The sequence below is a fragment of the Streptomyces sp. PU-14G genome, assembly GCF_041028275.1.
In the GTDB taxonomy this organism is placed as follows: Bacteria; Actinomycetota; Actinomycetes; order Streptomycetales; family Streptomycetaceae; genus Streptomyces.
In genome coordinates, this window is record NZ_JASKYT010000254.1 from 1 (window position 1) to 9762 (window position 9762).

The following is a 9762-nucleotide window of genomic DNA, read 5'->3' on the forward strand; positions in this document are numbered from 1 at the left end:
GTCTCCGCCCTGCCCGTCGGTCCGTGTGCCGTGTCCGCCCTGCCCGTCGGCCCCCGTGCCGTGTCCGTCTCCGCCCTGCCCGTCGGTCCGCGTGCCGTGTCCGTCTCCGCCCTGCCCGTCGGCCCGCGTGCCGTGTCCGGTGTCGGTGTGCGGGGTGGCGTCCTCGCCGCACCTGTCGGCGCTCGGGCCGGCGTGCGCGTCGGTGTCGGCATGCGCACCCGCGCGCTCGGAGGGGTCCGGGTCCCTGGACCTGAGGCTCTCCTGCTCCCCGCGTGCGGGCTCGGGCAGCCTGAGCAGGGCCCACACGAGGGCCACCGTGGGCAGTGTGAGCCACCAGAAGGCGTACCGCCATCCCAGCGCGCTGCCGACCACCCCGGAGACGGTGAAGCCCAGTGCGGTGCCCAGGAGTTCCCCGCCGACCACGAACCCGAGCATCCTGGCGCGCTGCCGGGCGGGGAAGTAGTCGCCGACCAGCGAGTTGACGGCAGGTCCCGAGCTGGCGGTGACCGCGCCGAGGACCGCGCGGGAGACCAGCAGCCACAGGTAGGACATGGCCGCGCCCGCCATGATCATCGCCAGCCCCCACAGGGTCGCGGTGACCGCCAGCAGCCGGGTGCGGCGCACCCGGTCGGTCAGCAGGCCGAAGGGCACCGTGAAGGCGGCACCGACGAAGGCGACCACGGACACCAGCAGTCCGATCGCGGCGTAGCCGATGCCGAACGCGTCACCCAGCGGGCCCGCCATCGCCGAGACCGTGCCCTTGTCCGCGCCGTCCAGCGCGAGCACCGACGCCATCGTCAGCACGGCACGCGCCGCGGCCCGGTCACCGAAAAGGCGTTCCGTCCGCCGGCGCACACTGCGGGGTGTGAAAGGCACGTTCCTTCCTATGTCACCGAAGGGGCCTTCCCGAAACGGCGCGCCGTCGGGGTCGGGCGGGCGGCGTGGCTGGCGGTTTGCCGGACCTTTTCGTTGGGATAATGACGGGCCGTTGATGGAGGTGCGGGCGTGTTCGGGCGGTGGCCGACCTGGAAACAGCGTGTCGAGCAGTCCCTTGGCGGACGTCTGTGGCAGCACGGCACCGATTTCGAGCTCATGCGCAGGGCGATGGCGTTCGGCATGCTCGGCTTCGTCTCGATGGTGCCGCTGCTGATCGTGGTGGCGGCACTGGACCCGGTTCACCATGCCGGGTTCGAGCAGTGGATCGTCAACGGAATGGGCTTGGAGAACCCGACGGCGGCCCAGGCCGTGCACCGCCTCTTCTCCGCCCCGCAGCAGGTCATCAGCACCACCAGCGTCCTCAGCGCGGTACTGCTGGGCGTTTTCGGTCTGAGTTTCGCGGCCAGCGTGCAGAGCAGTTACGAATTGATCTGGGCTCTGCCGCCGGGCCGCTGGCACAAATTGTGGCGGCAGGGCGTGTGGCTCGCGGCGATCACCGCTTTTCTCTTCGCTGAGGTGGAAAGCGAAGCGGTACTGCGGCACGGCACGGCCCAGGTCGCCGTACGGGTTTTCCTGACGGTTCTTTTCGGGGTGCTGTTCTTCTGGTGGGGGCAGTACCTGCTGCTGGGCAGCCGGATCCGGTGGGCCGCGCTCTTTCCCGGCGCGGTGGCCACCATGGTGGGGCTGGCCGGGCTGCGGGTGTTCTCCTCCCTCGTCTTCTCGCCGCTCATCGTGAGCAGCACGAAGACGAACGGTCCTGCCGGCTCCCTGCTCATCGTGCAGTCCTGGCTCATCGGCGTGGGGTTCGTGGTCCTCGGCGGGCCGCTCGTCGGCCACAACTTCCACGTGTGGCGCGTCCACCACCGCCGGCGCGTGACCCGAGAGCGTCAGGACGGCGGGTGAACGCCCGGCTTCCGCGGGCGGGCCCCGTCAGAGCGTGCGGGCGGCGTGTGTCAACTGGTCCCGCGCGTCGAACAGCGCGCTTTTGATCGTCTGTTCGTGCGCCGGTGTCAGCCGGGCCACCGGAACCGAGCAGCTGATCGCGTCGCGGGCCGGGGTGCGGTAGGGGACGGCGATGCCGAAGCACCGCAGGCCCAGTGTGTTCTCCTCCCGGTCGATCGCGTAGCCCTGCTCGCGCACCAGCCGCAGCTCCTCCAGCAGTGCTTCCGGGTCGGTGAGGGTGTTCTCGGTGACGCCTGTCATCCGCGCGGGCAGCAGTGCGCGCACCTGCTCGTCCGTGTGGGTGGCCAGCAGCGCCTTGCCGAGCGAGGTGGAGTGCGCGGGCAGCCGCCGTCCGGCACGGGAGAAGGGGCGCAGGTGGTGCTGCGAGGCCCTGGTCGCGAGGTAGACGACGTCGGTGCCGTCGAGCCGCGCCAGGTGGATGGTCTCGGTGGTCTGTGCGGCCAGCCTGTCGAGGGTGGGTTTCGCAGCCGCCACCACCTCGTCGCCGTCCAGGTAGGAGGTGCCCACCAACAGGGCGCGGACGCCGATTCCGTACCGGGTGCCCGTCGCGTCGACCTCGACCCAGCCGAGGTCGACGAGGGTGCGCAGCAGCATGTAGAGGCTCGATTTGGGGTAGCCGAGCGCTTCTTGGACGCCGGCGAGCGTGTGCATGCCCGGGCGGCCCGCGAAGAACTCGAGCAGTTGCACGGTCCGCACGGCCGACTTGACCTGCGAGCTGGCTGCCTCGGTACCGGACATCGACCTTGACCCCTTCGTTCAGGCGGACCTACAGTCCCGAAGAGAATTCACCTACGGGGACGTTGTTCAGAATACCGAACAAGAGGGCCTGTCAGAGCGCGGATCCGCGGGGCCGGTCCGGCGGCACGGCGACGGCACGGACGCATCCGCGGAACGCGAAGGGACACAGGTGGCGGCAGTGGCAGGAGCAGTACCGGTCTGGAGCGTCGACCCCCGCACCGGGGACCAGCGGGAGCGCGTCGCGGACGAGGCCACGGCGGCCGACGTCGACGCCGCCGTACGGGCGGCGCGCGACGCACTGCCCGCGCTCGCCGACCGCAGCGCGCGGGCGGCCTTCCTGCGGACCGCGGCCACGCACCTGGAGGCCGACGGCGAGCGCGTCGTGGCGACCGCCGACGCCGAGAGCGCGCTCGGCGCGCCTCGGCTCACCGGCGAACTCGCCCGCACCACAGCGCAGCTGCGCGCCTTCGCCGACGAGGTCGAGGACGGCGACCACCTCGGCGTCATCATCGACCACGCCGACCCCTCGCGCACCCCACCGCAGCCCGACCTGCGGCGCTACAAACTGCCGCTCGGCGTCGTCGCCGTCTACGCCGCCTCCAACTTCCCGCTCGCCTTCTCCGTTCCCGGAGGCGATACCGCCAGCGCGCTCGCCGCCGGCTGCCCCGTCGTCGTCAAGGCGCACCCCGACCACCCCGCCACCTCGGCGCTGTGCGCCGCCGCGCTGCGCTCGGCGGCGGCCGAGACCGGGCTCCCGCAGGACGTCGTCTCGGTGGTGCACGGCTTCGACGCCGGGGTCGAACTGGTGCGCCACCCGCGGGTCTCCGCCGCCGGGTTCACCGGATCGGTACGCGGCGGACGCGCCCTCTTCGACGCCGCCGCCTCCCGCCCCGTGCCCATCCCCTTCCACGGCGAACTCGGCTCCCTCAACCCCGTCGTCCTCACGCCCGCCGCCGTCGCCGAACGCGCCGAACAACTCGGCCAGGGCCTCGGCGGCTCCGTGACGCTGGGCACCGGACAGTTCTGCGTCAAGCCCGGACTCGTCCTCGTCCCCGAAGGCCCCGACGGCGACCGGATGCTCGACGCCCTTTCCGCGACCCTGCGCGACACCGCGCCCGGACACCTGCTCGACGCGCGCATGCGGGACGCCTTCCTCGACGGCGTCCGCGCACGGGCCGCCCTCGCCAAGGTGCGGGCCCCGGTCGAGGCCGGAGCGGGCGAGGAGGAGACCGGGCGCACCGTGCGGCCCGGTGTGCTCACCCTCGCCGCACGCGACCTGGACGAGGAACACGCACTGCTGTGGGAGGAGTGCTTCGGGCCCGTGACCGTCGCCGTGCGGTACGGCGACGAGGCCGACGTCGAGGCCGTGCTCGCCCGGGTCACCGGGTCGCTCACCGCCACGGTGCACCTCGGCGCCGAGGAGGCCGGGCAGGAGGGGGGCACCGCCGCCGCCCTGCTCGCCCGGCTCACCGCCCTCGCGGGGCGGGTGGTCGTGAACGGGTGGCCCACCGGAGTGGCCGTCGCGCCCGCCCAGCACCACGGGGGCCCCTACCCGGCCACGACCTCGACCTCCACCTCCGTGGGTGCCACCGCCATCGAACGCTGGCTGCGGCCCGTGGCCTACCAGGACACCCCCGAAGCGCTGCTGCCACTGGAGCTGCGGGACGGGAACCCGCTGGGTCTTCCGCGGCGGGTGGACGGTGTCCGGGAGTGAGGCAGCCGGCGGACCGGGCAGCGGGGGAGACAACCCGGTGGACCCGGCATCCGTGCCCGGCGAGACTGGGCGGATGGATGAACGCCTGCTTGCCGCCGAGTTCGCGCCCGAGGTCTGCTACCTCAACACCGCCTCCCACGGTCTGCTCCCCGCCCGCACGGTAGCGGCCGTCACCCAAGCCGCCACGCAGATGGGAGCGGGGCGCATCGACCAGGCCTCGTACGACGCGGAGGCGGACGCGGCGCGCGCGGCGTTCGCGCGCCTCGTGGGGACGGCGCCGGAGCGCGTGGCCGCGGGCAGCGCGGTCTCCACGCACGTCGGGCTGATAGCGGCCTCGCTCCCTTCCGGCGCGCGGGTCCTCGCGCCCGAGAACGAGTTCTCCTCGGTCGTCAACCCCTTCACCGTCCGCGAGGACGTCGAGCTGCGCACGGTTCCGCTGGAGGCGCTGGCCGACGCGGTGGACGACTCGACGACGCTGGTGGCGTTAAGCGCGGTGCAGTCGGTGGACGGCCGGATCGCCGACCTGCCGGCTGTCCGGGAGGCCGCGCGCGCCGCCGGCGCCCGTGTGATGCTCGACGTGACGCAGGCGGCGGGCTGGCTGCCGCTGTCCGCCGACGACTACGACTACGTGGTGTGCGGCGCCTACAAGTGGCTGCTGTGCCCGCGGGGCACCTCGTTCATGGTCGTCTCCCGCCAGGCGCAGGAGGCGGGCGCGCTGCGTCCGCTGCACGCCGGGTGGGTGGCGGGGGCCTCGCCCTGGGAGGACTGCTACGGGCCCATCGCCCGGCTCGCGCCGAACGCACGGGCGTACGAACAGCCGGTGCCGTTCCTGAGCTACGTGGGGGCCGCGCGGTCGCTGGCGCTCGTCGAGGAGCTGGGCGGCCCGCAGGCCGTCGGCGCGCACGACCGGGCGCTCGCGGCGCGGTTCCGCGCGGGGGTTGCCGAGCTGGACGGCGGGTATGAGCCGGTGCCGGGGGACTCGGCGATCGTCGCCGTGCCCGGCCTCGGTCACGCCGCCGAGCGGCTGGCGGCCGAGGGGGTGTCGCTCTCGGCCAGGGAGGGCAACCTGCGCGCGGGTTTCCACCTGTACAACACGCTGGACGACGTGGACAGGCTGCTGGGACTGCTGAAGGGCTGAGCGCCGCACCGGCGCACGCGGAAAGGCCGGGGCGCCTTTCGTGCGGCTGAGCGCGGCGTCGGCGCACCGGTGAAGGGCCGGGGTGCGGCTTGTGCGCGTGCTCGTGGCGAGGGGGCGGGACCGTGCACTGCCCCGCCCCGACGTCAGCGGGCCGCCTGCCGGGTCACTTCACGGGTGTGAAATCCCGGGCCCCGATGAACTCGGGGCGGCGGACGGGCGCGGCGAAGGGCTCCACCGCCTCGTTCTCGACGCTGTTGAAGACGATGAACACGTTGCTCCGCGGGTACGGAGTGATGTTGTCACCGCTTCCGTGCATGCAGTTGCAGTCGAACCAGGTCGCCGAACCGGCCTTGCCGGTGAACAGCTTGATGCCGTGTGCGTCGGCGAACTTGGTCAGGGACTCGTCGGACGGTGTGCCCGCGTCCTGCATCTGCAGCGACTTCTTGTAGTTGTCCTTCGGCGTTTCGCCCGCGCAGCCGAGGAAGGTCTTGTGCGACCCCGGCATGATCATCAGACCGCCGTTGGTGTCGTAGTTCTCCGTCAGCGCGATCGAGACCGACACGGTCCGCATGTTGGGCAGACCGTCCTCCGCGTGCCAGGTCTCGAAGTCGGAGTGCCAGTAGAAGCCCGTGGCTCCGAAGCCCGGCTTGACGTTGATCCGGGACTGGTGGACGTACACGTCCGAGCCCAGGATCTGCCGTGCCCTGCCCACGACGCGTGGGTCCCGCACCAATCGGGCGAAGACCTCACTGATCTTGTGCACCTCGAACACGGTCCGGATCTCCGACGACTTCGGCTCGACGATCGAGCGTTCGTCAGCGCGGATCTCCGAATCCGAGGTGAGCCGTTCCAGTTCCGCGCGCAGCGTCTCCACCTCGTCGGAGGTGATGAGCTGATCGATGGCGAGGAACCCGTCCCGCTCGAAGCCCGCCAGGTCCGTGGCCTCGATCGGCCCCGGAGCACCCGGTTCGGACCACACAACGGGGTCCATCCGCGGAGTGGCCACCTCGGTGGCTCCACGGGTCGGGTACAGGTCGGCGGTGCGCTCGGGTGCGGTGGTCATGGATGTGCCTTCCTCTCCTCTCGTACGGCCCTGTTCATATGGCGAAACGGTCCGGACGGCCTTCCGGCGGCGATACCGGAAGGCCGTCCGGCCGACGTGGACCGGTGAACGGTCCCCTTTCGCGGCGGGAGCTTGTCGCTCAGCTCTCGTCCGGCTCGGTGAGCAGCGGGTAGACGCCGTTCTCGTCGTGGTCCTCACGGCCGGTGACCGGCGGGTTGAAGACGCACACGCAGCGGAAGTCGGTCTTCGGGCGCATCGTGTGCTTCTCGTGCCCGTTGAGCAGGTACATCGTGCCGGGAGAGATCCAGTGCTTCTCGCCGGTCTCGTCGTTGGTCAGTTCCGCCTCGCCCTCGACGCAGAGCACGGCCTCGATGTGGTTGGCGTACCACATCGACGTCTCCGTCCCCGCGTAGAGGATCGTCTCGTGCAGGGAGAAGCCCACCTTTTCCTTGGCCAGGACGATGCGCTTGCTCTCCCAAGTGCCCGACTGTGACTTGATGTGACGGTCGGTGTTCTCGATGTCCTTGAATGAACGGACTATCACGTCTGATGGTGCCTTTCTCTGTGTGTATCACGGAAGAGGCCCGTCCCGGTTGTGCCGGGACGGGCCGCGTCCAGGGGGTCAGGCCGTTTCGCGTACGGCGCGCGCGAGGATGCGCAGCCCCTCGTCCAGTTCCTCGGGGGTGATGGTCAGGGAGGGCAGCAGTTTGACGACCTCGCTCTGCGGCCCCGAGGTCTCGATGAGCAGCCCCAGCTCGAAGGCGCGCTTGGCCACGGCGTTCGCCCGGCTCTTGTTGTGGAACTCCAGGCCCCACACCAGGCCGCGACCGCGGTGGTCGGCGACCTCACCGGCGTGTTCCTCGGCGATGGCCTTGAGCGCCGCCTCGACCTGCTCACCGCGCGAAAGGGTCTGCTTCTCCATCTGGCCGTCGGCCCAGTAGGTCTGCAGCGCGGCGGTCGCGGTGACGAAGGCCGGGTTGTTGCCGCGGAAGGTGCCGTTGTGCTCGCCCGGCTCCCAGATGTCCAGCTCCGGCTTGAACAGGGTGAGCGCCAGCGGCATCCCGTAGCCGCCGATGGACTTCGACAGCGTGATGATGTCCGGCTTGATGCCCGCCTCCTCGAAGGAGAAGAAGGCGCCGGTGCGGCCGCAGCCCATCTGGATGTCGTCGACGATCAGCAGCATGTCGTGGCGCTCGCACAGCTCGGAGAGCGCCTTGAGCCACTCGGCGCGGGCGACGTTGATGCCGCCCTCGCCCTGCACCGTCTCCACGATCACGGCGGCCGGCTTGTTCAGACCCGAGCCCTGGTCCTCCAGCAGCCGCTCGAACCAGACGAAGTCCTCGGTGGTGCCGTTGAGGTAGTCGTCGAACGGCATCGGCGTGCCGTGCACCAGCGGGATGCCGGCGCCCGCGCGCTTGAACGCGTTGCCGGTCACCGCCAGCGAGCCCAGCGACATGCCGTGGAAGGCGTTGGTGAACGAGACGATCGACTCGCGTCCCTTGACCTTGCGGGCCAGCTTCAGCGCCGCCTCGACGGCGTTGGTGCCGGTCGGTCCCGGGAACATCACCTTGTGGTCGAGGCCGCGCGGCTGGAGGATCACCTCCTGGAACGTCTCCAGGAAGGAGCGCTTGGCCGAGGTGGACATGTCCAGGCCGTGCACGACGCCGTCGCGCTCCAGGTAGTCCAGGAGGGCCCGTTTGAGGACCGGGTTGTTGTGGCCGTAGTTGAGGGTGCCCGCTCCGGCGAAGAAGTCGAGGTAGGAGTGGCCGTCCTCGTCGTACATGTGCGCGCCCTGCGCCCGGTCGAAGATGGCCGGCCAGCCACGGCAGTAGCTGCGCACCTCCGACTCCACGGTTTCGAAGACGCTGAGGTCCGGCTGGGTGATGGTCACAGCTTGCTCCTGGGAGTGAGTCGCGGGGAAAGAGAAGTCTGCTGGTGAGAGCGGATCGGCGACGGGCCTACCCGCCCTGGCCTGGCCGTATACGTCAGCGCTTCGATGCGCCGGGAAACGCGACCGGACCGATCCGGTAGCCCACCTCGGGCTCGTGACCGTCCTCGGGGAAGAGGGCGGCGTCGAACAGCACGTCCTTGGCGACCGCTGCCGAGTGGCGCTGCGCGTAGGAGGTGAACAGCCGGTTGGAGGGGGTGTTGTCGGGGGTGACCGTGGTCTCGATGCTGTCGATGCCGCGCTCCTCTGCGGCACGGAGTGTCAGTCCGTCCAGCATCGCGGCCGCGAGCCCGCGGCCGCGGGCGGCCTCGTCGACGGCCACCTGCCAGATCAGCAGGGTGCGCGGCGCCTCGGGCCGGACGTAACCGGTGATGAAGCCGACCGGTTCTCCCGCTCCGTCGCGGGCGACGACCGAGGTGGCGGCGAAGTCGCGGCACCACAGCAGATAGCTGTAGGAGGAGTTGAGATCGAGGGTCTTCGAGTCGCGGGCGATGCGCCAGATCGCGGCTCCGTCGTCCACACGCGGTGTGTCGAGCTTCAGTCCCTCCGGCATTTCCAGAAAGTCTCTGTGGGCACGTGCATGGTCTGCTTGTGCGGCGGTCATGCGAATTCAATTTACCGAGCAGAATCCGAAAGCGCACGGGGGTCAGGGGTTACGCGACGGAGGGGCTCTGTGTTATCGCGCGCGGGCGTGCGGGCGCGCTGCACCGCCACGTGCGGCCCCCTTTTGGGTGCCTATGTCGGTATATAGCAGCCGACCTGTTGAGTACGTCACAGTGCGATAACGGTAGGGAGAGCGGCCCGGAATACGTGCTTCGACGCTAGCGAAATCCTTGCGTTTGAGACCGGGGAAAGCGGGCAGAAGAAGACGGGAACCTGTACGCGAAAAGACGCTGGTATTGCATAGTAAACCGGGGAGCAAGCGTCTGTCCCCGTTTTCCGCGATGTTGCTCCGCGTTCCCTTCCCGCCTTCTCCCCGGCCTCTTCCCGGCCTCTTCCAGGGTCCCTTCCCACGCCTCTTCCGCGGCCCTTCCGTGCCCGCCGAGCCGTGCGCAGCCCGCGGGAAACCGGACCGTACGAGCCGCCCCCTGGCGCTCTGGACACCGGCCTACCGGCCACTCGTACAGTGCGGCCATGAGCGAGCGCGCGAGTCTGCACATCAAGGGGCGGGTACTGGCCGGGCCCGAGGACGTACGGGACGAGATGTGGGTGGTGGACGGGCGCCTCACCTACGAGCGGCCCCCCGTGGCCCCCGGTGCCAC

9 protein-coding genes and 1 pseudogene are annotated in these 9762 nt (G+C 70.6%); 4 read left to right on the forward strand and 6 right to left on the reverse strand.

What is annotated here, in order from left to right:
- Positions 1-876: MFS transporter (locus AB8Z75_RS24680; RefSeq protein ID WP_369205565.1), on the reverse strand; the 876-nt coding region annotated here is incomplete at its 3' end.
- 129 nt (positions 877-1005) lie between these two features.
- Here AB8Z75_RS24680 and AB8Z75_RS24685 point away from each other — a divergent pair.
- Positions 1006-1839 carry a ribonuclease BN gene (locus tag AB8Z75_RS24685; RefSeq protein WP_369205567.1) on the forward strand — a complete coding sequence of 278 codons (834 nt, stop codon included), beginning with the start codon at positions 1006-1008 and terminating at the stop codon, positions 1837-1839.
- A gap of 27 nt (positions 1840-1866) precedes the next feature.
- Here the strand turns inward: AB8Z75_RS24685 and AB8Z75_RS24690 are convergent, their stop codons facing one another.
- Positions 1867-2637 carry an IclR family transcriptional regulator gene (locus AB8Z75_RS24690; protein ID WP_369205569.1) on the reverse strand — a complete coding sequence of 257 codons (771 nt, stop codon included), beginning with the start codon at positions 2635-2637 and terminating at the stop codon, positions 1867-1869.
- Positions 2638-2815: 178 nt separating this feature from the next.
- On the opposite strand from AB8Z75_RS24690, the gene AB8Z75_RS24695 reads away from it, so the two are divergent.
- Entirely contained in the window at positions 2816-4351 is a 1536-nt protein-coding gene (locus tag AB8Z75_RS24695) for an aldehyde dehydrogenase (NADP(+)) (RefSeq protein WP_369205571.1), read from the forward strand.
- Between the two features lie 73 nt (positions 4352-4424).
- Complete coding sequence (locus AB8Z75_RS24700) at positions 4425-5489, forward strand: aminotransferase class V-fold PLP-dependent enzyme (RefSeq protein ID WP_369205573.1); 1065 nt, start codon at positions 4425-4427, stop codon at positions 5487-5489.
- Between the two features lie 163 nt (positions 5490-5652).
- On the opposite strand, the gene thpD is transcribed toward AB8Z75_RS24700, so the two are convergent.
- From thpD to ectA, 4 genes are all read right to left on the reverse strand, one after another.
- A complete protein-coding gene (gene thpD, locus AB8Z75_RS24705) occupies positions 5653-6552 on the reverse strand; it encodes an ectoine hydroxylase (RefSeq protein ID WP_369205575.1) in 900 nt (299 codons plus the stop codon).
- A 139-nt stretch (positions 6553-6691) separates the two neighbouring features.
- Positions 6692-7096, reverse strand: coding sequence for an ectoine synthase (locus tag AB8Z75_RS24710; RefSeq protein WP_114016987.1), 405 nt, complete (start codon positions 7094-7096; stop codon positions 6692-6694).
- 78 nt (positions 7097-7174) lie between these two features.
- Complete coding sequence (ectB, locus tag AB8Z75_RS24715) at positions 7175-8443, reverse strand: diaminobutyrate--2-oxoglutarate transaminase (RefSeq protein ID WP_369205577.1); 1269 nt, start codon at positions 8441-8443, stop codon at positions 7175-7177.
- A gap of 94 nt (positions 8444-8537) precedes the next feature.
- A complete protein-coding gene (gene ectA / locus AB8Z75_RS24720; protein WP_369205579.1) occupies positions 8538-9053 on the reverse strand; it encodes a diaminobutyrate acetyltransferase in 516 nt (171 codons plus the stop codon).
- Positions 9054-9634: 581 nt separating this feature from the next.
- Between ectA and AB8Z75_RS24725 the strand changes: the two are divergent.
- Positions 9635-9762 (forward strand): annotated as a pseudogene (locus tag AB8Z75_RS24725) (amidohydrolase); the annotation flags it as partial.

What these genes read in the sequence shown, in the direction of transcription:
- AB8Z75_RS24690 (WP_369205569.1), bottom strand. Translation starts at nt 2,637, where the DNA reads ATGTCCGGTACCGAGGCAGCCAGCTCGCAGGTCAAGTCGGCCGTGCGG.
- AB8Z75_RS24700 (WP_369205573.1), top strand. Translation starts at nt 4,425, where the DNA reads ATGGATGAACGCCTGCTTGCCGCCGAGTTCGCGCCCGAGGTCTGCTAC.
- thpD (WP_369205575.1), bottom strand. Translation starts at nt 6,552, where the DNA reads ATGACCACCGCACCCGAGCGCACCGCCGACCTGTACCCGACCCGTGGA.
- ectA (WP_369205579.1), bottom strand. Translation starts at nt 9,053, where the DNA reads ATGCCGGAGGGACTGAAGCTCGACACACCGCGTGTGGACGACGGAGCC.